This is a genomic window from Micromonospora sp. CNZ297, assembly GCF_007827625.1.
In genome coordinates, this window is record NZ_VISU01000007.1 from 189529 (window position 1) to 214830 (window position 25302).

Sequence of the window (25302 nt, forward strand, 5' to 3'; positions counted from 1 at the left end):
CGAGCAAGGTTCGGAGGAGGAGAGTTCATAGTGGGAGCAACCAAGGCGGTCACGGACGCCAGCTTCGTCAGTGACGTGCTGCAGTCCGACAAGCCGGTTCTGGTCGACTTCTGGGCGGAGTGGTGCGGCCCCTGCCGCAAGGTCTCGCCGCTGCTGGAGGAGATCGCGGGCGAGATGAAGGACCAGGTCACCATCGTCAAGCTCAACATCGACGAGAACCCGGAGACGGCCCGCGCCTACCGGGTGATGTCGGTGCCGACGCTGACCATCTTCAAGAACGGCCAGCCCGTGCAGTCGATCGCCGGCGCCAAGCCGAAGGGCGAGCTGGTCAAGCTCATCGAGTCGGCGCTCTGAGCCGTACCGGCACCGCCGCAACCCCCGTCACCACGCCCGGTGGCGGGGGTTGCGGCTTTCCTGACCTGCATGAACACGAACCCGCCGGGTATCGCCCACGGTACGCTCCGTAAGCATCCGTCGGAGTTCCGGTCCGCCAACGTCCGTGCAGAGGGGGTCGTCGTGCGTCCGATCCGACCCGGTGACCAGGGACCGGCGGTGGCCGAGATCCGTACCGTCCTCGCCAGCCTGGAACTTCTTCCCGCCGAGGCCGGAGGAGACGACTACGACGCACAGACCGAACGCGCGGTACGGGCCTTCCAGCAGTCCCGCGGCCTCAGCGTCGACGGGCGGGTGGGCGCCGAGACCTGGCGGGCGCTCGACGCGGCCCGCTGGCGGTTCGGGGCCCGCGCGCTCTACCACGCCGTCCCCGAGCCGCTGACCGGCGAGGACGTCCGCTCGCTCCAGGAACGCCTGCTGGAGATGGGGTACGACGTGGGCCGCGCCGACGCCATCTACGGCATCCGCACCTCCCGCGCGGTGGCGCAGTTCCAGCGGGAGATGGGCCTGAAACCGGACGGCTCGTGCGGGCCGCACACCGTCAACGCGCTGCGCCGCCTCGGCCGCAAGGTGGTCGGCGGGCGCCCGCAGTGGCTGCGCGAGTCCGACGCCATCCGGCAGGCCGGGCCGACGCTCATCGGGCGGACCGTGGTGATCGACCCGGGGCACGGGGGCACCGACCCGGGCGTGGTGGTGCCCGACGGCACGCTGCGCTGGAGCGAGGCGGACCTCGTGCACGACCTCGCCAGCCGGCTGGAAGGGCGGCTCGCCGCCGCCGGCGTACGGGTGCAGCTCACCCGGGGTCCGTCGCCCGACGACTGCCTGCCGGACGCGGACCGGGCCCAGCTCGCCAACTCGCTCGGCGCCGACGTGTTCATCTCCCTGCACACCGACGGGCACGCCAACCCGGAGGCAGAGGGTGTGGCCACCTACCACTACGGCACCGACAACGGCGTCACGTCGGCGACCGGCGAGCGCCTGGCCGGGCTCGTGCAGCGGGAGATCGTGGCCCGCACCGGGCTGCGCGACTGCCGTACCCACGCCAAGGCATGGGAGCTGCTCCGGCTCACCCGGATGCCCGCGGTACGCGTCGAGGTCGGCTACCTCACCTCACCGGACGACCGGGCGCGGCTCGTCGACCCGCGCTTCCGGGACCGGGTGGTCGAGGCCATCGTGGCCGGCGTGCAGCGGATGTACCTGCCGATCGAGCGGGACGTGCCGACCGGCTCGATCGACGTGAGCGAACTGCGGGCGATCGTGGCCGCCGGCACCGTCGTCGACTGACCCGCGGCTCAGCTCGTCGAGCGGGTGGCGGGTGCCGGGCGGACCGGCCGCAGCAGCGTCTCCGGGCTCATCGAGCCGAGCAGCTTCTCCAGCGCGTACTCGACGTCCGACTTCCAGCTCAGCGCCGTCCGCAACTCCAGCCGCAGGCGGGGGTAGCGCGGGTGCGGCCGGACCGTCTTGAAGCCCACCGAGAGGAAGAAGTCGGCGGGTGCCACGCACGCGCGGGCCGGGTCGTCCGCGTCGTCGCCGAACTTGGCGTCGCCGAACGCCTCGATCGCCTTGATGCCGCGCTTGGTCAGGTCGCGGGCCACGCCCTGCACCAGCATCCGGCCCAGGCCGCCGTCGGCGAAGGCGGGCACCACGTGCGCCGTCATCAGCAGAGCCGCGTCCGCCGAGACAGGTGAGGTGGGAAACGCCATCGAGCGCGGGACGTACGCCGGTGGGGCGTACATGACGAAACCGGCCGGCATGCCGTCGACGTAGACGAGCTTGCCGCAGGAACCCCACTCCAGCAGCGTCTGGGAGACCCACGCCTCCTTCTCCAGGCCCGGGTCGCCTGCCGCGCAGGCCCGCTCGGCGGAGACCGGATCCAGCTCCCAGTAGACGCAGCTCCGGCAGGATCGAGGCAGGTCCTCCAGCGTGTCCAGGGTCAGGCTGACCAGACGTCGCGACATGAGCGCACCCCACCACTAGGCTCGGAGCGCCGGTGAGTCCCGCGCCCTCCTGCTCCCGACGAGCGATCGTACGCCCCCCTCCGGCGGTACGGGAGTGAACGCGCGAGCCCTCGCCCGGACGGCCGACGGCGGGTCCGGGATGTGGACGTGTCCACACGGCCGGTGCCGCGACCGTCACCGGGGACTACGATCGACCAACCGGCCCCCGCCGCCAATGGATGTCGGCATCGCGGGTACCACACCGGGCGGCAGCCCCGCCGACACCCGATCGAGGTGATGTCCATGACCGGCACGACGCTCGACGACTACACCGACCGGTACGCCCGGCGCGTCCGCGGAATGACCGCCTCGGAGATCCGGGCACTCTTCGCGGTGGCCAGCCGGCCGGAGGTCGTCTCGCTCGCCGGTGGGGCCCCCTACATCGCGGCGCTGCCGCTCGACGCGGTCGGCGAGATGCTCGGCCGGCTCGGCTCCGAGCACGGCGCCACCACCCTCCAGTACGGCATCGGCCAGGGCACCCCGGAGCTGCGCGAGCGGATCTGCGAGGTGATGTCCCTGTCCGGGATCGACGCCTCCTGCGGCGCCTCACCGGAGGACGTGGTGGTCACGGTCGGCGGCCAGCAGGCCCTCGACCTGGTCGCTCGTCTCTTCCTGGATCCGGGTGACGTGGTGCTCGCCGAGGGCCCGACGTACGTCGGCGCGCTCGGGGTGTTCCAGGCCGCCCAGGCCCAGGTGGCCCACGTGCCGATGGACGACGAGGGGCTCATCCCGGAGGCGCTGGAGACGGCCATCGCCGACCTGGCCCGAGCAGGCCGGCGGGTGAAGTTCCTCTACACCATCCCCACCTACCAGAACCCCGCCGGTGTGACGCTGAGCGAGGAGCGGCGCGAACGGGTGCTCGACATCTGCGAGCGCGCAGGGCTGCTCGTGGTGGAGGACGACCCGTACGGTCAGCTCGGTTTCGAGGGTGAGGCGCCCAGGCCGCTGCGGGCCCGGCGGCGCGACGGGGTCTTCTACCTGAGCACGTTCTCCAAGACGTTCGCGCCGGGCCTGCGGGTGGGCTGGATCCTGGCCCCGCACGCGGTCCGCGACAAGCTGGTCATCGCCAGCGAGGCGCAGATCCTCTGCCCGAGCGCCTACGCGCAGTCGGCCGTCTCGACGTACCTCGGCACCATGCCCTGGCGGCAGCAGCTCAAGGTCTACCGCGAGGTCTACCGCGAGCGCCGGGACGCGTTGCTCGACGCGATGGCCGACCTGATGCCGGAGGGCACCACCTGGACCACACCGCGGGGCGGCCTGTTCGTCTGGGCGACGCTGCCCGACGGGCTCGACTCCAAGGCGATGATGCCGCGCGCCGTGGCCGCCCGCGTCGCGTACGTGCCGGGGACCGGCTTCTACGCCGACGGCACCGGCACCGGGAACATGCGGCTCAACTTCTCCTTCCCGACGCCGGAGCGGATCCGCGAAGGCGTCCGCCGGCTCGCCGGGGTGATGGAGCAGGAGATCGCCATGCGCAAGGTCTTCGGCGCGGTCGGCGGCGCCGGACCCCGCCGTCGCCAGGGCGGCTCGGACGCGCCCGGTCCCGACTTGGCATGATGCCCGCATGTCCGACAGCCCCGCCGCACCGCCTCCCGTGACCGGATCCACCGCCGACGAGCTGCACGTGCTCGTACTCGCGGGCGGCCTCTCCTACGAGCGGGACGTCTCACTGCGGTCGGGCCGCCGGGTGCTCGACGCGCTGCGTGCCGTCGGCGTCGACGCGGAACTGCGCGACGCCGACGTGGCGTTGCTGCCCGCCCTGACCGCCGACCCGCCGGACGCCGTGGTGATCGCCCTGCACGGCGCCACCGGCGAGGACGGCTCGCTGCGCGGCGTACTCGACCTCTGGGACGTGCCCTACGTCGGCTGCGACGCCCGGTCGTCCCGCCTCGCCTGGGACAAGCCGTCCGCCAAGGCGGTGCTGCGCGAGGCGGGTATCCCCACACCCGACTGGGTGGCGCTGCCGCACGACCGTTTCTCCGAGTTGGGCGCGGTGGCCGTCCTGGACCGGATCGTCGACCGCCTCGGGCTGCCGCTGATGGTCAAGCCCGCGCAGGGCGGTTCCGGACTGGGCGCCGCCGTGGTCCGGGAGGCGGCGTCGCTGCCGGCCGCGATGGTGGGTTGTTTCGCGTACGACCAGACCGCGCTCGTGGAGCGCTACGTCCCCGGGATGGACGTGGCGGTCTCCGTGCTCGACCTCGGCAAGGGCCCGCAGGCCCTGCCCCCGGTCGAGATCGTGCCGCGCAACGGCGTCTACGACTACGCGGCCCGCTACACCGCCGGGCGCACCACCTGGCACGCGCCGGCCCGGCTCGACGCCGCGACGACCGCCCGGGTGACCGAGGTGGCGCTCGCCGCGCACACCGCGCTCGGGCTGCGCGACGTGTCCCGGGTCGACCTGATCGTCGACGCCGGAGGCGACCCGCACGTGCTGGAGGTCAACGTCTCACCGGGCATGACCGAGACGTCGCTCCTCCCGCTGGCGATCCAGGCCGCCGGGCTGGACTTCGGCCGGGTCCTCGGCACGCTCGTGACCCGGGCCGCCGCACGGCGTCGCTGACCTCAGCTCTCCCGGGTACGCGCTGCGTCCGGCCGGTCGTCCGCGGCGTCGTCCGGCCCGGCGTCGTCCGGCCCGGCCTCGTCCTCGTCTTCGCTGTCCGGGGCACTGTCCCCTGCGTGTTCCGGTGCAGGGCCGGCCTGCGGGACCGGGTCGGGCTCCGACGGGCCCGCCGAGGGGTCTGAGAGGCCCGCTGCCGCGTCGGACTCGGGGATCTCGTCCGCTGCCTCGATCACCGACACGGCCTCGTCCTCGGGCTCCTCAGCGGCGTTCGCGGGCGAGGTCGGGGAGAGGCTCGACGGCGCCTGCCAGTGGATGCGCGGCGGCTCGGCCAACGGGCGGCCGCCGAACTCGGCGAGCCACGCGGCCACCATGGCGAGGTTCTCCCGCCACTTCTCCTCGGAGATCGGGGGCAGGATCGAGTCCCACAGCGACAGGAACGTGCCCCGCAGCTGCAGTCGCCCGTACGGCCGGGCCAGGAACCACAGGTGCAGGTGCGCCGAGCCGTCGCCCCACCGGTTCACGTGGACGCGGGCCACTCCGTCGAGCGAGCGGACGGCCCGCTCCAGGCGGACGGTCATCACGCCCAGTTCGGCGGCGAGCAGGTTCGGCAGGTCGCCCAGATCCAGGTGGGAACGGGACTCCAGGATCAGGACCATCGGCAGGCCGGTGGGCCGGTCCATGGCGCGGACGCGCCACCGCTCACCGACCCAGATGTACGCCTCGTCGGGCGCGTTGCAGGCGGTGCACTCCCGGTCCGCCTCGCCGCGGCGGGGAGGTTCGAACGGTACGGGCTCGTCGAGTTGCTTGACGCGGAGATCGCCCTCGAAGGGGAAGGACGGCCACTGGGTGAAGTCGGGAACTGAGGGAGGGGTGTCCGGCACGACGCTGACCCTAACCGAGTTGGCGACGCCTGTCCCTACCTGTTCCACTGGCCGCCCACCGGTTGTCCACCGCGTTGTCCACAGGCTGCCGAGATCACCAGCACAGCGCGTCATGCACTGCTCAGCAAGGGTTTCCTCGCTTTGTTTCACGTGAAACGGGGAGTGCCTGTGGACAACCGCTGTGGATAACTCGGGGTGCGTCTGGGCCCGTTCTTCCAACGATCCGGTGAACGATCCGCACCGGGTGCCGACGGCTTCTTCTCGTGCGTGTTTCACGTGAAACGGCGGACGCGTCGGCCCGCATCTCGGCGCGGTCGCTCGGCTCGCTGGCGTCGACTGACCTTGTTCCGTGACTGCGTCCGCGGCGGGTGCGGCGGATCGAACGAGGCGCCTCGGGGCGACGGCGACAGAGGAGTCGCGAGGCGAGCCATCCGGCGGTTGTTCGTTGGGAGCGGGCCGGGCTGCGCGGATACCAAGCCGCGCCGACCACCGCTCGGCTTATGGCCGGCACCGCGCCGCATCGCTTGTACCCGGCACAGCCGGGACTCGATCGGATGAGGGTCGGGTTGGTCGCCGCGTTTCACGTGAAACAGCAAGCGCGTCTGAGCCGACAGGCCGAGCCCGAGCTGGCCGCACGGGCCTCGGGTTTGCCGCTCGACCGCTGATTGGGCTCGCCACCGCCCTGGAGTCGTGCGACCACCCGGCCGGCCCGGAGAGCGATGCCGGGTCATCGACGGCGGCGCGAACGAGTCAGCATCATTCGGCCCAGGGATGCTGAGCCGGGCCGCACAGCTCGGCCCGCTGGCCGGGCTCCTCGCGACAGGCGCTCCCGGCTCGGCGCTCCCGACTCGGCGCTCCCGACTCGGCCGCTCGCCGGTTCGACACTCCCCGGTTCGGCAGTGTTCGGTTCGGCACTGCTCGGCTCAGCGACCCTCGCTCAGGTGCTCCCCGGTTCGGCGGGGCGCGGCTCAATGCGCCTGGATCGCTCACAGGCGCTGATCGGATAGGGGTCGGCAGGACGGCTCTTGCGCGGTCGTCACGGCCGGGCGTGCTCAACCCTCTGGCCCGTCAGCATGGTCATCCTCCGATCGCCCTTGCCCTAGCTCAGGGCTTGCCGCCCGGGACAGTCGACACGCCAACCCGGGACAGTCGGCACGCCAGCCCGGGGCACGCCGGCACGCTGGCCCGGGCATGGCGGCTCGGCAGCCCGGCAGCCCGACGGCCCGGCAGCCCGGCAGCCCGACGGCCCGGCAGCCCGACGGCCCGGCAGCCCGGCGGCCCGAATGGCTTCCCGGCGGAGAACCGGTTCGCGTGCGTGCGATCGGTGGGCGGCACCAGCCGGCGGCTAGACGGGTGCGTCACGCGGAACGAGCGGGTCACCAAGCAACGGATTCCGTCTGAGCCGTCGCCGCCAGCCCTCCTGCCAGACTCAGCGGAGTGGGCGCGGACCGACTCGTCAACGCCGAACGGCGGCTCTTTCGGAACCTTTGGCACTCGGCCCTCGCGTACTCAGCCCTTCAGCGCTCGGGCGCGCGGCCTGCCGCCGATCAGTAACGCGGATAGCAGATTCACCGCCACCACCCAGTCGCCTGCCCCCGTTTCACGTGAAACGACGGGCGAGGCACGACAGCCCCAACAGCCGATGCGACCCAGGATGCTCCCGCTTCGACCGCATCAGCGCGGAAGGACGCTAGGGCATCGGTGAGCACCACCGGCACCAGACGGCCCGGCCCCTCGTCGGAGACGGCATCGGCTTCGGAGGGGCCGGTCCCCGTCGACCGAGTAGCCGTGACCCAACGAACCGCCATGCCCGACGAACGGCACCGAACCGACCCGGACACAGATCCGGCCGCATCCCCTCGTCGGGATGCGGCCGGATCGACACCGGAGAAAAGGGCTACGCCTCGGGCTGCCCGTCCTCGCCCACGCCGATGATGCCGACGATCCGCTCCAGGTCGTCGACGGTGGCGAACTCGATCGTGATCTTGCCCTTGCTGCGGCCGATGTCGACCTTCACCCGGGTGTCGAACCGGTCCGAGAGACGGTCCGCGAGATCGGTGAGCGCCGGGGCGTGCGGCTTCGGCCGACGCTTGGCGGCGGCCGACTTCGCCGGCTCCTCGGTGAGCGCCAGGTGCACCAGTTCCTCGGCGCCGCGGACCGTGATGCCCTCGCGAACGATCCGCTCGGCGAGTGCCTCCTGCGCCTCGGCGTTGTCCAGGCTGAGCAGTGCCCGGGCGTGGCCGGCGGAGAGGACACCGGCGGCGACCCGGCGCTGCACGGCGGGTGGCAGGTTCATCAGCCGGATGGTGTTGGAGATCTGCGGGCGGCTGCGGCCGATCCGCCGGGCCAGTTCCTCGTGCGTGGCACCGAACTCCTCAAGGAGTTGCTGGTACGCCGCCGCCTCTTCGAGCGGGTTGAGGTTGGCGCGGTGGATGTTCTCCAGGAGCGCGTCCCGGAGCATCGCGTCGTCCTTGGTGTCCCGGACGATGGCGGGGATGGTCTCCCGGCCGACCGCCTGGGCGGCACGCCAGCGCCGCTCACCCATCACGAGTTCGAACTTCTCGGGGTCGAGCTGGCGGACCACGATCGGCTGGAGGAAGCCGACCTCCTGGATCGAGGTCTTCAGTTCCTCCAGCGCCTCCTCGTCGAAGACGTGCCGGGGCTGCTTCGGGTTCGGCACGATCGCGTCGACCGGGATCTCCGCGAAGCGGGCGCCGGGCACCGGGCTCAGCTGGGGCTCGGGCTCGACTGCCGGAGGCGGGGTACCCCCGACGCCGCCGGTGATGGCGGCGGTCGCGCCGGCGACCGGAGTCGACGGCGACGCGGCAGTGGCCGACGATTCCGGTTCGGTGGCAGCCGGTTCGGCGCCCGGTACCGGTCCGGTGGGGATGAGGGCGCCGAGCCCTCGGCCCAGTCCGCCGCGGGGACGGTTCTTCATGCGACGCCTCCCAGCGACATCTCCGCACTACGCATTCCGGCTCACCGGCTCCTTGACGCCTCGCTCCGCGATCTCCTGGGCGGCCTCGAAGTAACTCGTGGCCCCCCGCGAACCGGGATCGTAGGTCATCACCGACTGGCCGTAGCTCGGTGCCTCGGAGACACGCACGTTGCGGGGGATGACGGCCTGGAGCACCTTGTCGCCGAAGTGGTTCCGGACGTCCTGCTCCACCGCGTCGGCCAGCCGGGTACGCCTGTCGTACATGGTGAGCAGGATCGTGGAGACCTCGAGCTTCGGGTTGAGGTGCTGACGAACCAGGTTGATGTTGTTGATCAGCTGGTTGAGGCCCTCCAGCGCGTAGTACTCACACTGGATCGGGATCAGCACCTCCTGCGCGGCCACGAGCGCGTTGACTGTGAGCAGGCCGAGCGACGGCGGACAGTCTATGAAGACGTAGTCGAAGTGGCCGGGGTACGCGGCGATGGCCCTCGCCAGGCGCGACTCCCGGGCCACCACGGAGACCAGCTCGATCTCGGCGCCGGCCAGGTCGATCGTGGCCGGTACGCACCACAGGTTCGGGATGCCCTCGACCGCCTGGGCCACCTCCTCCAGCGGCACACTGTCGATCAGGCAGTCGTACACGTCGGGCACGCCCGTGTGGTGCGGCACGTTAAGACCGGTGGAGGCGTTGCCCTGGGGATCAAGGTCGACCACGAGCACCCGGTTGCCGTGCAGCGCGAGTGCCACTGCGAGGTTCACGGTGGTGGTCGTCTTACCCACGCCGCCCTTCTGGTTGGCGACGCACATCACCCGGGTCCGGTCGGGGCGCGGCATGGTGACCTCGCCACTGGGATTCAGGATCTGCACGGCGCGCATCGCCTCCATAGCCAACGGTGGATCATCCTCTTCGCGCGTCGGGGTTTCACGTGAAACGTACGTGCTGGCGTCTACCTCGTCCCCGTACCCGTCCGCTTGTGGCGTGTCGGACGGCGCCGCTGTGACCTCGGGGACGGCCTGGAACGGCACGGCCGAGACGGGCGGCTGGGGTTCGTAGCGGGTGGGTACCGCGGCGTTCGCCCGCACCGCGGGCGGGCGAGGAGTCGGTGCGTTCACCGGACCGTCGGCCGGGTCGAGCGGGTCGCGGGCCGGCGGTACGTTCGCCGGCACGGACGACACGGGCCGCACGGGCCCGCCGGCCGACGGCTCCCGTCGCTTGGACGGCTGAGCCGGGTACGGGGAGGACGGTTCGCCGGGCTCGTTCACCGTCCACTCCTGGTAGTTGGTTTCACGTGAAACGGGGTCGGCGGAGGGCTCGCCTCCTGGTCCGGTCAACCGTGGATCGTCGTACCTGCCGTCGTCATGCACCTGTCATCCCTACCCGCTCCGGATGGTCGGTCCGCACCCGTCGAATCGCGTCCGCGCCTCGCACGGCGCCGTCGGTTCGGCGGGAACCGTCAGGTTCGGGTGCCGCCCGGCACCGCCGTTCCACACTATCGACGCGCGGTCAGCCTACGGCCGACGGGCGCGGTGGGTCCATGTCGGGTTGCGATCGATCGCGTCACGCCCACCGGTCCAACGACCGGATCGGGCGTGCGGAATGGCGTACCGGCTCAGCGGTCGCCGCGGCGGCGACCGCCACGCGACCGCTTCGGCTTCTTCGGACGGCGCGGGTTGATCACGCGCTCCCGGACCACCTCGACCACAGTCGCCGGGGGGTCGATCACCCCTTCGCCGCAGCGGTGCAGTTCCGGGGTCGCGCCGCCGAGGCGGATCACGGCCTCGGTGTGCTCGGTGATCTCGTCGGCCGCCGAGGCGCCCTTGAGCGCGACCAGCCGTCCGCCGGGGGCCACGAGCGGCAGGCACCAGGAGGCGAGCCGGTCCAGCGGCGCCACCGCGCGGGCAGTCACGATGTCGGCGCTCAGTGGTTCCCGGTCACGCGAGCCGGCCGCCGCCTCCTCGGCCCGCCCACGGAACACACGGACGTCCCGGGTCAGGCCGAGACGCTGTACCGCCTCGATCAGGAAGGCGGTCCGCCGGGCCAGCGGCTCGACGAGCGTCACGGTGAGGTCGGGACGCGCGATCGCCAGCACCAGACCGGGCAGCCCGGCACCGGAGCCGACGTCGATCACGCTGGCGCCCTCCGGGATCCGCTCCGCCACCACCGCACAGTTGAGCAGGTGCCGCTCCCAGAGGCGCGGCGTCTCGCGGGGGCCGATCAGGCCGCGGACCACGCCGTCGGTGGCGAGTAGTTCGGCGTACGCGGCGGCCAGGTCGAGCCGGTCATCGAACAACGCGCGGGCGGCCTCCGCCAGCTCGGGCGGCAGCGTCGCCGTCGCCGGGTCGGGGACGTCGTCACCGTCCACGAGGGACGGTGCGTCCGCCGACGGCTCCGCGAAGACCGGGTCGGCCACCGCGGCCGGGTCGGCCGGCGTCACGTCCGCCGCCTGCTCGCCGGAGAAGGCGGGTGTCACGTCCACCGCCGGGTCGGCGGGCTCGATCCCGGTCACCACCGCCGGCTCGCCGGAGAAGGCGGGCTCGCCGGGGTCGGTCACGGCCCTTCCCGGGTACGCCGGGTCGGCCGGCCCGTCGTCATCGGAGAAGACCGGGTCGACTGTGTTGTCGGGGCGCGCAGCCGACGGCCCGGGCGGCGTACCGCCCGGGCCGGTCACGGCTCCTGCCGTCGTCTCGTCGGAGATCACAGACCTCAGTCCGCCACCGGCCGGACGACGATGCGGCGGTTGGGCTCGACGCCCTCGGACTCGCTCTCCACCCCGCTCATCGCGTTCACCACGTCGTGCACGCACTTGCGCTCGAACGCGGACATCGGCTCCAGGCGCACCGGCTCGCCGTGCTCCTTGACCTTCTCGACCGCGTTCTTCGCCACGGCGGCCAATTCCTTGCGCCGGGCGGCCCGGTAGCCGCCGACGTCGAGCAGCAGCCGGCTCGGGGTGCCGGTCTGACGGAACACGGCCAGCCGGGTCAGCTCCTGGAGCGCCTCCAGGGTCGCGCCGCGCTGGCCGACCAGGTTCTGGAGCCGGCCGCCGACGACCTCGACGACGGGGCGGCCGCCGGAGACCAGCTCGTCGATGTCGCCGTCGTAGTCGAGGATGTCCAGCAGTCCCTCGACGTAGTCGGCGGCGATCTCGCTCTGCCGGAACAGGTCGCTGTCGGCCGGGGCCTTCTTCTCCCGGGCCTCGCCCACGGCGTCCTCGGTCTCGGTGGCGGCGGTAACGGGGGTCTCCTCGTCCAGGGACTGGTCGGCGCTGGGGATGCTGGTCTCGGTCACGGGTCTCATCTCCGTACTCGCTCGGCCGGACCGTCGGGGGTCCGCTGGTCTCCCGGGGCCGGCGGGAGGTTCGCCGGGTGCCCTCGGGCACGTCTGTACGGGCCAGTTTCGCCCGTGTCCGCGCTCCGCGCGGCGATTCCGGCCCGGCGCCGACTCCTCGGATGGCAGCACGCGGCCGGAACGGGCCACCGCCGACGTCGCGACGGTGGCCCTGTGGGCTCAGCCCTGTCGCTTGGCGGGCTTGCTGCCACCCTTCTTCGGGTTGACCGGCTTGGCGCCAGGCTTCGGGCCGGCCACCTTCGGCGCGACGGCCGGAGCCTTCGCCGGCGGCTGGGCCGCCTTGCGGCCGAACAGGCCACCGGCCTTGGCCGGCTGCACGGGGCCCTTGCCGGAGGTGCTCTTGGCGGCGCTGGTGCTCTTCGCGGTCGGCGGCGGCGGGAACTTCCGCAGCACCCACTGCTGCTGGCCGAGCGTGAAGAGGTTGTTGGTGACCCAGTAGATGATCACACCGATCGGGAAGATCGCACCCGAGATCAGCAGCGACAGCGGGATGCCGTAGAGCATCAGCCGCTGCACCATGCGCTGCTGCGGGTCCTCGGCCCACCCGGTCTTGAGGATCATCTGACGGCTGGTCAGGTAGGTGGTGGCGATCATGATGATCACCAGGATGCCGGCGACCACCTTGACCGTGCCGGTGCTCGCTCCGAGCCGGCTCAGCTCGTCAGCGGTGGAGCCGAACTTGCCGGAGATCGGCGCGGTGAACAGCGTCGCGTTGGAGGCGCTGTTGAACTGGTCGACGGTCCAGCCGTACAGGGTCTTGCCCTGGTTGTCGGGGCTGAGGCGGCGCAGCGTGTGGAACAGGCCCAGGAAGACCGGGATCTGGAGGAACATCGGAAGGCAGCCCATGAGCGGGTTGGCCTTTTCCTTCCGATAGAGCTCCATCATCTCCTTCTGGAGCGTCTCCCGGTCACCCTTGTGCTTCTCCTGGAGCTCCTTGACCTTCGGCTGGAGCGCCTGCATGGCACGCTGCGACTTGATCTGCTTGACGAAGACCGGGAACAGGATCACCCGGACCGTCACCACCAGGAAGACGATGGCGAGGATCCAGGCCCAGTTCGTACCGATCACGGCCCCGACCGGAACTCCGATGGCGTCCCAGGCCGAGTGCCAGGTCAGCAGGATCCACGAGATCGCGTAGTAGATCCAGTCGAGACTAAACACTCAGGCTCCAGTCACGTCGGAACGGCGGCGGTCGCCCGGCTCCGGAACCGGGTCGTGTCCACCAGGGTGGAAGGGGTGGCAGCGCGACAGCCGACGGACCGTCAGCCAGGCTCCCCGCAGCGCACCGTGCCGGGACACCGCCTCGACGGCGTAGGCACTGCACGACGGGTAGAACCGGCAGCGGGCCGGCAGTGCCGGACTTATCCACCGACGGTACGCGATGATGGGTGCCAGCAGCATGCGGGCACCGGTTGTGGGCGACGGAGTCGTCGTCGGGCCGGTCACCGCGACCGCCGTCCCCGGGGGGCCCGTGCGGCGGCGATGGCCGCGTCCAGGTCGGCCCCGAGCCGGGCGTACGTCGCGTCGGCGGCCGCAGGCAGCGCGCGTACCACGAGGGTGGTGCCGGCGGGCAGCTCGCCCAGCCGCTCGCGGACCAGATGCCGGAGCCGGCGGCGGACCTTGTTGCGGACCACAGCGCCGCCGACGGCCTTGGACACGACGAAGCCGGCGCGGCTCGGTGCGGAGGTCTCCGCACCGAGGCTTCGCGCCGGCTCCGGCGAGAGTGTCGCGGTGGTGCCGATCGGCTCGGGGAGGGTCAGGTGGACCACGACGGCGCCACGGCCGACGCGTCGGCCACCGCGAACCGCTGCGGCGAAGTCGTTACTGCGCCGCAGTCGTTGCGCGGCGGCCAGCACGACTGCCCACGTCCCCGGACCGGACCTGTCGGCGTCAGGCCGACAGGCGGGCGCGGCCCTTGGAGCGACGGGTCGAGATGATGGCGCGGCCGGCACGGGTGCGCATGCGCAGCCGGAAGCCGTGGGTCTTCGCGCGCCGGCGGTTGTTCGGCTGGTAGGTGCGCTTGCTCACGTCAGGCTCTCCGTTGTCGTACGCCCCGCGCGGCGGATCGCCCGGGGTCGTGTGCTGGTCCAGATCACCTGTCGGTGACCTCCGATCGGCGCTGCCGCGACACGCTCCCCGGCGATGCGGGGTGACAGCCACGGACAGCAAGCATCAATCACCCTAGCAGAGGGCGAGAGAGCAGCCGCTCCAGCCTACGCAGGGGCGCAATGACCGTCAAACGTCACACTCGGGCGTCCGACCTGCGCGCAAGCGCGACCGAAGGGGCGGTTTTCACTGATGTTGCCGAGGTCGTCAGGGTGTCGCCGGTTGATGCTGTGGGGTCCGCGCTGTTAGCGTGCGCGATTGCGGTCGGCGTCGGGGGTCCGGGGTTTGTCGCCGATCGGCAAGACCGGACACGCTGTTGAATCGTTCGGCACGGTGAACCCGCTTCAACGCCTCCCCGGATCGAGGGGGGCAGGTCCGACCCGCGTCCGGTGGGCGGCCACAATCGGTCGGTACACAGGCTGTGGATAACTTGTGGATGACGACCGGTCAGCCGTCCGGGCGGGCGTGAGAAGGAGCAGGCGAGGGGGTGGCACGACGGTGACCGGAGCGACCGACCTTGCCGCGGTGTGGACGGCGACCACCGACGAACTCGCCGACGAGATCATCTCCGCGCAGCAACGGGCGTACCTCCGGCTCACCCGGCTGCGGGCGATCGTCGAGGACACGGCGCTGCTCTCGGTGCCGGACGCCTTCACCCGGGACGTGATCGAGTCCCGGCTCCGCCCGGCCATCACCGAGGCGTTGAGCCGCCGGCTCGGCCGGCCGATCCAGGTGGCCGTCACCGTGCGGGTCTCCGACGACCCGAGCGCCCGCCCGGCCGGCACTGTCTACCGCAGCGGCCCGGAGCCGCTGCCCGAGCACGACGCCGCCGCCCCGCTGCCCGGCTTCGACCAGCCCGCGTCCGCCTTCCCGTCGCCGCGCCCGGAACCCGGGTACGCCGAGGCCGGGTACGCCGAACCGCGCCCGGAGCAGCCGCTCGACGAGCCGGCGCCGCGCCAGCGGACCGCCGACGGCGGCGGCCGCCCGCACCTCATTCCGGCCGGCCGGGACGCGCAGGACACGCTCTTCAGCGCTGCGTTCGCCGAGCCGGTACGCACCGCGCCCGAGCGCCGCGCCTTCGACGAGCGCACCCGCATCGAGCCGCCCGTGCCCGACGCCGGCGGATACGAGCCCCGATACCGGGAGAGTCCGCCCGCCGACCCCGCGCCGATGCGCGGCCTGCCGCGCGACGGCGCCACCGACAACGGCCCCGGCCGGGGTGGCGCCGACCACCACCGTCCGGGCGGCGGCGGCCAGGCCGATCGCAGGCTCCCCGGCGGTACGGAGAGCGGCGGTAACCGGCTCAACCCGAAGTACATGTTCGAAACTTTCGTCATCGGCTCGTCCAACCGGTTCGCGCACGCCGCGAGCGTGGCGGTGGCCGAGTCGCCGGCGAAGGCGTACAACCCGCTGTTCATCTACGGCAGCTCCGGGCTGGGCAAGACCCACCTGCTGCACGCCATCGGGCACTACGCCACGACGCTCGGCAACGCGCGCTCGGTCCGGTACGTCTCGACCGAGGAGTTCACGAACGACTTCATCAACTCGCTGCGCGACGACAAGACGAGCGCGTTCCAGCGCCGCTACCGGGACGTGGACATCCTCCTGATCGACGACATCCAGTTCCTGGAGAACCGGGAGCGGACGCAGGAGGAGTTCTTCCACACCTTCAACACCCTGCACAACGCCAACAAGCAGATCGTGATCACGTCCGACCGCTCGCCGAAGCAGCTGGCGACGCTGGAGGACCGGCTGCGTACGCGGTTCGAGTGGGGCCTGCTCGCCGACATCCAGCCGCCGGACCTCGAGACGCGGATCGCGATCCTGCAGAAGAAGGCGGCCCAGGAGCGGCTGTTCGCCCCGCCGGACGTGCTGGAGTTCATCGCGTCCCGGGTGTCGAACTCGATCCGCGAACTGGAGGGGGCGCTGATCCGGGTCACCGCCTTCGCCAGCCTCACCCGATCCTCGGTCGAGCTGTCGCTGGCCGAGGAGGTGCTGCGGGACTTCATCCCGGACGGCGCCGGCCCGGAGATCACCGCGGACCAGATCATGGTGTCCACGGCCGACTACTTCGGCGTGAGCCTGGAGGACCTGCGCGGCCACTCCCGCTCCCGGGTGCTGGTGAACGCGCGTCAGGTGGCCATGTACCTGTGCCGCGAGCTGACCGACCTGTCGCTGCCCCGGATCGGGCAGGCGTTCGGCGGCCGGGACCACACGACGGTGATGCACGCGGACCGCAAGATCCGCCAGCAGATGGCGGAGCGGCGCTCGCTCTACAACCAGATCGCCGAGCTGACGAACCGCATCAAGCAGAACACCTGACCGTCTCTCTCTCCTCGCGCTGCCTCTTTCCCTCACCGCTCCCGCCGCGGACGTCCCCGCAGATCTTGGAAGCTTGGCGCCCTCATAGGGGCCGTCTCCCACCAAGATCTCGCCAGAGCTGAACGTCACACCTCACGCGTGACCTGAACGCAGCCACGGTCCCCACCCTCACCGGCCGACCGTTCGCGTCGATCATGAGGTTAGCGGCGACAAACCGGACGCCAGATGCCGCCAACTTCATGATCAACCCGAGCAGGGCTGGGCGGGGCGGGCGGAATCGCGGGAGGGGCGGCGTGACCTCGTGACCAATTCGGCGCCGACGCGGCGGGCTCGGGCGGGTGGCAAGTAGCCGACAGCGGGGATCGGTTGACCCTCGACCCGGTGGAGGGCCCAGGATCTGTCGTGTGCTCGTCCACAGCTCGTACCCGTTGTCCACAGCCCCTGTGTCACAGGCAGTGGACAACCACGCTTTGCACCCGGCCGGTTACCCACAGACTGTGGACAACTCCTGGGGACGACGCTGTGGATGCCTGGGGACAACGCAGTCGTCATCCCCAGACGACGGTCTGCCTGTGGGCGAGCTGTTGAAGGTTCTGGGGATGACGGCTCTCGACCCTGTCGGCGTTGTCCACAGCGCTGGGGAGAAAACCGGTGGATTACCGGTGGACAACCGGTGGACAGCCGTGGAAAACCCGGCGGCCGGCGAGGGCTGTGGACCGGGACACGAGTTTTACCCCTGGTTCTCCACAGCCAAACCACCGGTGGATAACGTGTCTGACCTGCGCGGACGCCGGTTCTCCACAGTTTGCACAGGTGCGATGAAGACGATGAGTTATCTCTTCTAAACAACAAAAACCAATCATCACCGTTGGACTTCCTGTGGATCGGGCCGGAGCACTGCCGTCGGCAGTCGCCCGGGGCACCTGGATCCACGGGGTCGGGCGCACAGCCGATGTCCCAGCGCCTTAAGGTGCGATGGGTACCCGCACGGTCGGGCGGGACGGGTGGCAGCGGTCGGCATGAGAGAGTTGTCGCTGACGTCGACGCGGAGGCATTGATGAAGTTCCGAGTGGAGCGCGACGCGCTCGCCGAGGCGGTCGCGTGGACCGCCAAGAGCCTGCCCAACCGACCCTCCGTACCGGTGCTGGCCGGGGTGATGCTCCGCGTCACCGACGGCAACCTGCAGGTCTCCGGCTTCGACTACGAGGTCTCCAGCCAGGTGACGGTCGAGGTGCAGGGTGACGCGGACGGCGCCGCCCTGGTCTCCGGCCGCCTGCTCGCCGAGATCACCAAGGCCCTGCCGGCCAAGCCGGTGGACATCGCCGCCGTCGGCGCCCACCTCGAACTGGTCTGCGGCAGCGCCCGGTTCACGCTGCCCACCATGCCGGTGGAGGACTACCCGACGCTGCCGGAGATGCCGGAGAGCGCGGGCACCGTCGACGCCGCCGCCTTCGCCTCCGCCGTGGCCCAGGTGGCTGTCGCCGCGGGCCGCGACGAGACGCTGCCGATGATGACCGGCGTACGGATCGAGCTGAGCGGCAGCACGATGGCCATGCTGGCGACCGACCGCTACCGCCTCGCGCTGCGCGAGATGGAGTGGAACCCGGACGACCCGGAGATCAGCCTCAACGCGCTGGTGCCGGCCCGTACGCTGCACGACACCGCGAAGGCGCTCGGCCCGCTCGGTGGCCACGTCACCATGGCGCTGTCCTCCGGCGGCGCCGGTGAGGGCATGATCGGTTTCTCCGGTGGCACCCGCCGGACCACCAGCCGCCTGCTCGACGGCGCCAACTACCCGCCGGTGCGCTCGCTGTTCCCGGCCGACCACAACGCCGAGGCCCGCGTCGCCGTCGCCGCGCTCATCGAGGTGGTCAAGCGCGTCGCGCTGGTCGCCGAGCGCACCACCCCGGTGCTGCTCAGCTTCAGCGCCGACGGTCTCGTGGTCGAGGCGGGCGGCACCGAGGAGGCCCGGGCCAGCGAGGCCATGGAGGCCACCTTCAGCGGCGAGCCGCTGACCATCGGGTTCAACCCGCAGTACCTCATCGACGGCCTGGCCAACCTGGGCGCGCAGCACGCCCTGCTCCGGTTCGTCGACGCGTTCAAGCCCGCGGTCATCTCCCCGGCAGGCGAGGATGGCGAGGTCATCCCGGGGTACCGGTACCTCATCATGCCGATCCGCGTGTCCCGCTGATCGCAGGCAGCACGACCCTGACGTACGGAGGTAGGAGCAGATGCAGCTCGGCCTGGTAGGACTCGGCCGCATGGGCGGCAACATGCGGGAGCGGTTGCGCGCCGCCGGGCACGAGGTGGTCGGCTACGACCACAACCCGGAGATCAGCGACGCCGCGAGCCTGGCCGAGCTTGCCGAGAAGCTCCAGTCGCCCCGCGCGGTGTGGGTCATGGTTCCCGCCGGCGTCACCGACGCCACCATCGACGAGCTCGCCGATGTGCTCGGCGAGGGTGACATCATCATCGACGGCGGCAACTCCCGGTTCAGCGACGACGCCCCGCGCGCCGAGCGGCTGAACGAGCAGGGCATCGGCTACATCGACGTCGGCGTCTCCGGCGGCGTCTGGGGCCGGCAGAACGGGTACGCGCTGATGGTCGGCGGGGCGCAGGAGCACGTCGAGCGGCTCATGCCGATCTTCGAGTCGCTCAAGCCCGAGGGCGAGTTCGGCTTCGTGCACGCCGGCCCGGTCGGCGCCGGCCACTACGCCAAGATGGTGCACAACGGCATCGAGTACGGCCTGATGCACGCCTACGCCGAGGGCTACGAGCTGCTGGCGGCCTCGGAGCTGGTGACGAACGTCCCCGGCGTGTTCAAGTCGTGGCGCGAGGGCACCGTCGTGCGCTCCTGGCTGCTCGACCTGCTGGACCGGGCACTCGACGAGGATCCGGAACTGGCCGAGCTGAGCGGCTACACCGAGGACACCGGCGAGGGCCGCTGGACCGTGGACGAGGCGGTCCGGCTCGCCGTACCGCTCAACGTCATCACCGCGTCGCTCTTCGCCCGGTTCGCCTCCCGGCAGGACGACTCGCCCGCGATGAAGGCCGTCGCCGCGCTGCGCCAGCAGTTCGGCGGCCACGCCGTCCACAAGCGCTGACCGGTATCCACAGGCTGTGTACGTCCGCCGGCTCGAACTGGTCGACTTCCGCTCGTACGAGCGCGTCGGCGTCGACCTGGAGCCGGGGCCGAACGTGCTCGTCGGCGCCAACGGCGTCGGCAAGACCAACCTGGTCGAGGCGCTGGGTTACGTGGCGACCCTGGATTCGCACCGGGTCGCCACCGACGCCCCGCTGGTCCGGATGGGCGCCGCCTCGGCGGTGATCCGGTGCGCCGTGGTGCACGAGGGCCGGGAGCTGCTGGTCGAGCTGGAGATCGTTCCGGGCAAGGCCAACCGGGCCCGCCTCGGCCGGTCCCCGGCCCGCCGCGCCCGGGACGTGCTCGGCGCGCTGCGCCTGGTGCTGTTCGCGCCGGAGGACCTGGAACTGGTCCGCGGCGACCCGGCTGAACGCCGCCGCTACCTGGACGACCTGCTGGTCACCCGCCAGCCCCGCTATGCCGGTGTCCGTGCCGACTACGAGCGTGTGGTCAAGCAACGCAACGCGCTGCTGCGTACGTCGTACCTCGCTCGGAAGACCGGCGGCACACGCGGCGGAGACCTGTCGACGCTGGCCGTGTGGGACGCGCATCTGGCGCAGCACGGCGCGGACCTGCTCGCCGGCCGCCTGGAGCTGGTGGCCGCGCTGACCCCGCACGTGGCGAAGGCGTACGACGCGGTGGCGGCCGGACGTGGCGCGGCGGGCATCGCGTACCGGCCCTCGGTGGAGCTGCCCGAACCCGGCGCCGACCGCGCGGCGCTGGCGGAGGCGCTCGCCGCCGCGCTCACCGCGAACCGCGCCGCCGAGATCGAGCGCGGCACCACACTCGTCGGCCCGCACCGCGACGACCTGGCGCTGACGCTCGGCCCGCTGCCCGCCAAGGGGTACGCGAGCCACGGCGAGTCCTGGTCGTACGCGCTGGCGTTGCGGCTGGCCGGGTACGACCTGCTGCGCGCCGACGGGATCGAGCCGGTGCTGGTGCTCGACGACGTCTTCGCCGAGCTGGACACCGGCCGGCGGGAGCGGCTGGCCGAGCTGGTCGGCGGCGCGAGCCAGCTCCTGGTCACCTGCGCGGTGGACGACGACGTGCCGGCGACGCTGCGCGGCACCCGGTACGCGGTGGGCGAGAGGACGGTGCGACGTGCCGGATGACGAGGTGCAGCTCCCGCCCGCGCGGCTCGGGCCGGGACGCGACGCGCGTACCCCGGGGAAGCCCGCGGACGGCGAGCCGGCCGCGAAGCTGCCGGAGGGCACGGCCGGGCCGGAGCTGGCGCGGGCGGTGCTCGACGCGGCGAAGGCCCGGCGGCAGGCGGCGGCCCCGCGACGGCGCGGCGCGGTCCGCGGCGACGGCGAGAAGCGGCTGCGTGGCTACTCCGGCCCGGGGCCGGACCCGCGCGACCCGCAGCCGCTCGGCGCGGTGCTGGACAAGCTGATGAAGGCGCGCGGCTGGCAGCAGCCGGCCGCCGAGGCGACCGTGTTCGGCGCGTGGGAGAAGGTGGTCGGCCCGGAGGTCGCGCAGCACAGTCGCCCGGTCAAGCTGGAGGACGGCGAGCTGACCGTGGAGGCGCGTTCGACGGCCTGGGCGACCCAGCTGCGCCTGCTGGCGGGCTCGCTGTTGCAGCAGATCGCCCGCGAGGTCGGCCACAACGTGGTGCGCAAGCTGCACATCCACGGGCCGGCGGCGCCGTCGTGGTCGCGCGGCCCTCGACGGGTACGCGGGCGCGGCCCTCGCGACACCTACGGCTGACCGACACCGCCCGAACGCCGCGACTCCCGCCGGGCGCGCTTGAGTTCGCGCTGCTCGCGGCTCCACTGCTTGCGGCGCTCCAGGTCTTCCTTCCACGCGTCGCGGGCCAGCTTCGAGCCGCCCTGCACCGCGCCCTGCACCTGGGACGGGCCGGCTAGGTTGCGGAACACCCAGCCCAGCAGACGGCCACCCTTGCCGGAGGCGTCGCCCACCTGCTCGTCGTCGCTCATCCCGCCGCCTCTCTGTTTGTGTGCAAACCATTGGTACACCAATCATTGCTACGATCGCAACGACGACGAGGAGGACGCGGGTGACCGACGGCATCGAGGAGGACCCCCTGGCGCTGGAGCAGCAGGTCTGCTTCGCGCTCTCAGTCGCCGCCCGGAGCGTCGTCGCTGTCTACCGGCCGCTGCTGGAGCCGATGGGGCTCACTCATCCGCAATACCTGGTGATGCTGGCGCTCTGGCAGCACGCGCCGCTGTCCGGCCGGGATCTGAGCCGGCTGCTCCAGCTCGACCCGGGCACGCTGTCACCGCTGCTCAAGCGGCTGGAGGCGGCCGGCTACATCCGGCGGGAACGCGACGCCGCCGACGAGCGCAGCCTGGCCGTCTCGCTCACCGCCGAGGGGCAGGCGCTGCGGGCGCAGGCCGAGCGGATCCCGCCGGCCATCGTGCAGCGCCTCGGCCTGCCGCTGGCCGACCTGCGGCACCTGCACACGGCGCTGACCGAGGTGATCGCGGCAGCCAACCAGGCCACGTCTTCTTCGGGCGCTGCGGCGCCCGGTCAGGCGTCGGCGTAGACCGCGAAGCCCCGCTCCGCGCAGCGCCGGTAGAAGGCCGCCAGCACGCTCAGCTCGGCGCAGGTGAAGTTCCACTGCGGCGGATCGCCGCTCTCGTCCCGCAGCCGGTCGAGCCGGCTGTCGAGCCAGCGGAGCTGCTGCTCGGCCAGCCGCCCGTCGCCGAGCAGCGCGCGCAGCACCTCGCTCACCGACTCGAACGTGACCGGCTCGCCGTACGGCCGGTGCCGTGCGACGAACTTCTCCACGCCCTCGGCGATCCAGGAGCAGCCGTCCGGGTCGATCACCGGGTCCTCGTCCTCGACCGCGTTCTCCGTGGCGTAGAGCACATTCTCCAGCCCGAGGATCAAATCGACCAATTCGGTGTACGCGGTCGCGCGTACCGTGCCGGTCTTCGCGATCAGCTCGGCGAGCGCCGCGGTCGGCGCGGAGATCCGGGGCATGTCCACGATCTCGCCGAAGTCCACGAACTCAGCCGGCGCGACCGGATCGTAGAAGCGGCCGGTCCGCGGCCAGTGCACCGCGACGTTGTCCAGCCCCATCTGGCGTCACCTCTCACCAAGCGTTTTCGGACCATCTCCGACGATCGTCCCGGTTCCGGGCGCAAAAGATCAAGACCGCAACGGCGGCGCCGCAAAAGCTACGGCACGCCGGGCCCGGCCGCGACCCCCGGTCGGGGCAGCCGCCGATCACCGGTCGGATGACCGTCGTGGCTCACGGTGGCCGGTGGCGCGGTACCGCCCCAATGGCGTGTAGGGGGAGTCGTGGGCGACGCGGTTCGTCCGGCTACGGCATTCTCAGCCGCCCCGGAGAGGGTGCCGAGTGGCGGTTTGGTCGGCTCCGCACAGTAAGATTGAGGGCGAGACGAAAGACCCGAGACGGAGCGACGGACAGGGGCCCGCATGAGCCCTCGATCATAGTCCCGCATCGGGTCCGAGCCGATCGCGATCCGCGGGCAACCGCGGCGCCCGGCGTACATGATCCGAGCCTGGCGATCCCAGGGGCGGTCCATGCGCGCCGACGTCGCGTCCTGTCCGCCGAACCCGCGCCCCGCGCCCACGCGCGGCCGGTGCGAGAAAGTGGCCGAGCGTGGCAGCGGAGGACAACAAGAAGTACGGTGCCGAGTCCATCACCGTTCTCGAAGGCCTGGAAGCGGTCCGGAAGCGGCCCGGTATGTACATCGGGTCCACCGGCGAGCGCGGTCTGCACCACCTGGTGTGGGAGGTCGTCGACAACGCGGTGGACGAGGCGCTGGCCGGGCACTGCGACACCATCGACGTGGTGCTGCTGGCCGACGGCGGTGTCCGGGTGACCGACAACGGCCGTGGCTTCCCGGTCGACCTGCACCCCAAGCTGAAGAAGCCGGGTGTCGAGGTCGCCCTGACCGTGCTGCACGCGGGCGGCAAGTTCGACGGCAAGGCGTACGCCGTCTCCGGCGGCCTGCACGGCGTCGGCGTCTCCGTGGTGAACGCGCTGTCCACCAGGATGGCCGTGGAGATCCACAAGGACGGCTTCGTCTGGCGTCAGCAGTACCACCACTCCAAGCCGACGCCGCTGGAGAAGGGCGAGGCGACCGACCGCACCGGTTCGGCTGTCTCCTTCTGGCCCGACCCGGACGTCTTCGAGACCGTCGACTTCGACTTCCACACGATCTACCGGCGCCTCCAGGAGATGGCCTTCCTCACCCGGGGTCTCACCATCCACCTGCTCGACGAGCGGGTGCCGGAGGACGAGGACGGCAAGACCCGCGAGGTCACCTTCCACTACGAGGGCGGCATCGCCGACTTCGTCCGGCACCTCAACGCCTCCAAGAGCCCGATCCACAAGACGGTGGTCGAGTTCGGCGCCGAGGAGACGGGCATGTCGGTCGAGATCGCCATGCAGTGGAACGAGTCGTACGGCGAGTCGGTCTACACCTTCGCCAACAACATCAACACCCACGAGGGCGGCACCCACGAGGAGGGCTTCCGGGCCGCGCTGACGAGCGTCGTCAACCGCTACGGCGCCGAGAAGAAGCTGCTCAAGGGCGACGAGCGCCTCTCCGGTGAGGACATCCGCGAGGGCCTGGCCGCGATCATCTCGGTCAAGCTCACCGATCCGCAGTTCGAGGGTCAGACCAAGACCAAGCTGGGCAACACCCCGGTCAAGGGCTTCGTGCAGCGGGTCTGCAACGAGTCGCTCGTCGACTGGTTCGACCGCAACCCGGCCGAGGCGAAGATCATCATCCAGAAGGCCTCCCAGGCGGCCCGGGCCCGGATCGCCGCCCAGCAGGCGCGCAAGCTCGCCCGGCGCAAGTCGCTGCTGGAGTCCGGCTCGATGCCCGGCAAGCTGGCCGACTGCCAGTCCACCGACCCGCGCGAGTCCGAGGTCTTCATCGTCGAGGGCGACTCGGCCGGCGGTTCGGCCAAGCAGGGCCGCGACCCGCGTACGCAGGCGATCCTGCCGATCCGCGGCAAGATCCTCAACGTGGAGAAGGCCCGGATCGACCGGGTGCTGAAGAACAACGAGGTGCAGGCGCTGATCACCGCGCTCGGCACCGGCATCCACGACGACTTCGACATCGAGAAGCTGCGCTACCACAAGATCGTGCTGATGGCCGACGCCGACGTCGACGGCCAGCACATCCAGACGCTGCTGCTCACGCTGCTGTTCCGGTTCATGCGGCCGCTGGTCGAGCTGGGGCACGTCTACCTGGCCGCCCCGCCGCTCTACAAGATCAAGTGGAACAAGAAGGGCGACGACGCCCAGTACGCGTACTCGGACCGGGAACGCGACGGGCTGATCGCACTGCGCCAGCAGAAGAAGCCCAACGCCCGCCCGGACGACATCCAGCGGTTCAAGGGTCTCGGCGAGATGAACTACCCCGAGCTGTGGGAGACCACGATGAACCCGGCCACGCGTACGCTGCGCCAGGTCACGCTCGACGACGCCGCCACCGCGGACGAGCTGTTCAGCGTCCTGATGGGTGAGGACGTCGAGGCTCGCCGGTCGTTCATCCAGCGCAACGCCAAGGACGTGCGGTTCCTGGACATCTGACGGACGCGCCCGGGTCGGCCGGCGATCCACCGGCCGGCCCGGCGATCCACAGAGTTATCCACAGTCTGGCCGCTTTCC

The 25302-nt window shown here is 71.5% G+C and carries 24 protein-coding genes; 12 read left to right on the plus strand and 12 right to left on the minus strand.

Translation table 11 applies throughout. From position 1 onward, the window contains the following. Positions 1 to 30 precede the first annotated feature (30 nt). Together trxA and FB454_RS15620 are read left to right on the plus strand one after the other, a co-directional pair. Complete coding sequence (gene trxA, locus FB454_RS15615) at positions 31 to 354, plus strand: thioredoxin (RefSeq protein WP_013289375.1); 324 nt, start codon at positions 31 to 33, stop codon at positions 352 to 354. A gap of 162 nt (positions 355 to 516) precedes the next feature. Beyond that, entirely contained in the window at positions 517 to 1677 is a 1161-nt protein-coding gene (locus FB454_RS15620) for an N-acetylmuramoyl-L-alanine amidase (RefSeq protein ID WP_145823126.1), read from the plus strand. A gap of 8 nt (positions 1678 to 1685) precedes the next feature. On the opposite strand, the gene FB454_RS15625 is transcribed toward FB454_RS15620, so the two are convergent. Beyond that, positions 1686 to 2351 (minus strand): GNAT family N-acetyltransferase, encoded by a 666-nt coding sequence (locus tag FB454_RS15625; protein WP_013289377.1) that lies wholly within the window; start codon positions 2349 to 2351, stop codon positions 1686 to 1688. A gap of 282 nt (positions 2352 to 2633) precedes the next feature. Here FB454_RS15625 and FB454_RS15630 point away from each other — a divergent pair, with 282 nt between their 5' ends. Continuing rightward, positions 2634 to 3947 (plus strand): aminotransferase-like domain-containing protein, encoded by a 1314-nt coding sequence (locus FB454_RS15630; protein ID WP_013477530.1) that lies wholly within the window; start codon positions 2634 to 2636, stop codon positions 3945 to 3947. Positions 3948 to 3954: 7 nt separating this feature from the next. Continuing rightward, the gene (locus FB454_RS15635; protein WP_013289379.1) at positions 3955 to 4950 is read left to right on the plus strand and encodes a D-alanine--D-alanine ligase family protein; all 996 of its coding nucleotides are present in this window, start codon (positions 3955 to 3957) and stop codon (positions 4948 to 4950) included. A gap of 2 nt (positions 4951 to 4952) precedes the next feature. Here the strand turns inward: FB454_RS15635 and FB454_RS15640 are convergent, their stop codons facing one another. From FB454_RS15640 to rpmH, 9 genes are all read right to left on the minus strand, one after another. Then, positions 4953 to 5831 (minus strand): hypothetical protein, encoded by an 879-nt coding sequence (locus FB454_RS15640; protein WP_145823127.1) that lies wholly within the window; start codon positions 5829 to 5831, stop codon positions 4953 to 4955. 1897 nt (positions 5832 to 7728) lie between these two features. Further along, complete coding sequence (locus tag FB454_RS15645; protein ID WP_145823128.1) at positions 7729 to 8769, minus strand: ParB/RepB/Spo0J family partition protein; 1041 nt, start codon at positions 8767 to 8769, stop codon at positions 7729 to 7731. A gap of 27 nt (positions 8770 to 8796) precedes the next feature. Then, positions 8797 to 10134, minus strand: coding sequence for a ParA family protein (locus tag FB454_RS35380; protein WP_082171330.1), 1338 nt, complete (start codon positions 10132 to 10134; stop codon positions 8797 to 8799). A gap of 245 nt (positions 10135 to 10379) precedes the next feature. Continuing rightward, the gene (gene rsmG, locus FB454_RS15655; RefSeq protein WP_420063435.1) at positions 10380 to 11132 is read right to left on the minus strand and encodes a 16S rRNA (guanine(527)-N(7))-methyltransferase RsmG; all 753 of its coding nucleotides are present in this window, start codon (positions 11130 to 11132) and stop codon (positions 10380 to 10382) included. Positions 11133 to 11473: 341 nt separating this feature from the next. After that, positions 11474 to 12064 carry a Jag family protein gene (locus FB454_RS15660; protein ID WP_013477537.1) on the minus strand — a complete coding sequence of 197 codons (591 nt, stop codon included), beginning with the start codon at positions 12062 to 12064 and terminating at the stop codon, positions 11474 to 11476. Positions 12065 to 12274: 210 nt separating this feature from the next. Beyond that, the gene (gene yidC / locus FB454_RS15665; protein WP_013289386.1) at positions 12275 to 13276 is read right to left on the minus strand and encodes a membrane protein insertase YidC; all 1002 of its coding nucleotides are present in this window, start codon (positions 13274 to 13276) and stop codon (positions 12275 to 12277) included. Continuing rightward, positions 13277 to 13516 (minus strand): membrane protein insertion efficiency factor YidD, encoded by a 240-nt coding sequence (yidD, locus tag FB454_RS15670; protein ID WP_013477538.1) that lies wholly within the window; start codon positions 13514 to 13516, stop codon positions 13277 to 13279. A gap of 41 nt (positions 13517 to 13557) precedes the next feature. Continuing rightward, positions 13558 to 13971 (minus strand): ribonuclease P protein component, encoded by a 414-nt coding sequence (rnpA, locus tag FB454_RS15675; RefSeq protein ID WP_030269559.1) that lies wholly within the window; start codon positions 13969 to 13971, stop codon positions 13558 to 13560. A gap of 34 nt (positions 13972 to 14005) precedes the next feature. Then, positions 14006 to 14143: a 50S ribosomal protein L34 gene (gene rpmH / locus FB454_RS15680; RefSeq protein ID WP_013289388.1), complete on the minus strand. Its 138-nt coding sequence runs from the start codon at positions 14141 to 14143 to the stop codon at positions 14006 to 14008. A gap of 576 nt (positions 14144 to 14719) precedes the next feature. Here rpmH and dnaA point away from each other — a divergent pair. The 6 genes from dnaA (at position 14720) to FB454_RS15710 (ending at position 21392) form a co-directional block, all read left to right on the plus strand. Further along, positions 14720 to 16543 carry a chromosomal replication initiator protein DnaA gene (gene dnaA, locus FB454_RS15685; protein WP_013283211.1) on the plus strand — a complete coding sequence of 608 codons (1824 nt, stop codon included), beginning with the start codon at positions 14720 to 14722 and terminating at the stop codon, positions 16541 to 16543. Positions 16544 to 17115: 572 nt separating this feature from the next. Beyond that, positions 17116 to 17388, plus strand: a complete 273-nt coding sequence (locus FB454_RS15690; RefSeq protein WP_141722578.1) for a hypothetical protein — start codon at positions 17116 to 17118, stop codon at positions 17386 to 17388. A gap of 212 nt (positions 17389 to 17600) precedes the next feature. Further along, positions 17601 to 18734, plus strand: coding sequence for a DNA polymerase III subunit beta (dnaN, locus tag FB454_RS15695; protein ID WP_013283212.1), 1134 nt, complete (start codon positions 17601 to 17603; stop codon positions 18732 to 18734). 40 nt (positions 18735 to 18774) lie between these two features. Further along, positions 18775 to 19647 (plus strand): phosphogluconate dehydrogenase (NAD(+)-dependent, decarboxylating), encoded by an 873-nt coding sequence (gene gnd / locus FB454_RS15700; protein ID WP_013473312.1) that lies wholly within the window; start codon positions 18775 to 18777, stop codon positions 19645 to 19647. A gap of 16 nt (positions 19648 to 19663) precedes the next feature. Next, the gene (gene recF / locus FB454_RS15705; protein ID WP_013283214.1) at positions 19664 to 20797 is read left to right on the plus strand and encodes a DNA replication/repair protein RecF; all 1134 of its coding nucleotides are present in this window, start codon (positions 19664 to 19666) and stop codon (positions 20795 to 20797) included. Continuing rightward, positions 20787 to 21392, plus strand: coding sequence for a DciA family protein (locus FB454_RS15710; RefSeq protein ID WP_013283215.1), 606 nt, complete (start codon positions 20787 to 20789; stop codon positions 21390 to 21392). The genes recF and FB454_RS15710 overlap by 11 nt, the downstream gene beginning before the upstream one ends. Here the strand turns inward: FB454_RS15710 and FB454_RS15715 are convergent. Then, on the minus strand, positions 21383 to 21622 hold the full coding sequence (locus FB454_RS15715) for a hypothetical protein (protein WP_145823129.1): 240 nt from the start codon (positions 21620 to 21622) through the stop codon (positions 21383 to 21385). The two genes, FB454_RS15710 and FB454_RS15715, sit on opposite strands and share 10 nt — an antisense overlap. An 80-nt stretch (positions 21623 to 21702) precedes the next feature. Between FB454_RS15715 and FB454_RS15720 the strand changes: the two genes are divergently transcribed. Further along, a complete protein-coding gene (locus tag FB454_RS15720; RefSeq protein ID WP_013283217.1) occupies positions 21703 to 22191 on the plus strand; it encodes a MarR family winged helix-turn-helix transcriptional regulator in 489 nt (162 codons plus the stop codon). Here the strand turns inward: FB454_RS15720 and FB454_RS15725 are convergent. Beyond that, the gene (locus FB454_RS15725) at positions 22176 to 22730 is read right to left on the minus strand and encodes a hypothetical protein (protein WP_013283218.1); all 555 of its coding nucleotides are present in this window, start codon (positions 22728 to 22730) and stop codon (positions 22176 to 22178) included. The genes FB454_RS15720 and FB454_RS15725 overlap by 16 nt on opposite strands. Before the next feature lie 547 nt (positions 22731 to 23277). Here FB454_RS15725 and gyrB point away from each other — a divergent pair. Further along, on the plus strand, positions 23278 to 25224 hold the full coding sequence (gene gyrB, locus FB454_RS15730) for a DNA topoisomerase (ATP-hydrolyzing) subunit B (RefSeq protein ID WP_013283219.1): 1947 nt from the start codon (positions 23278 to 23280) through the stop codon (positions 25222 to 25224). The last annotated feature ends 78 nt before the right edge of the window (positions 25225 to 25302 follow it).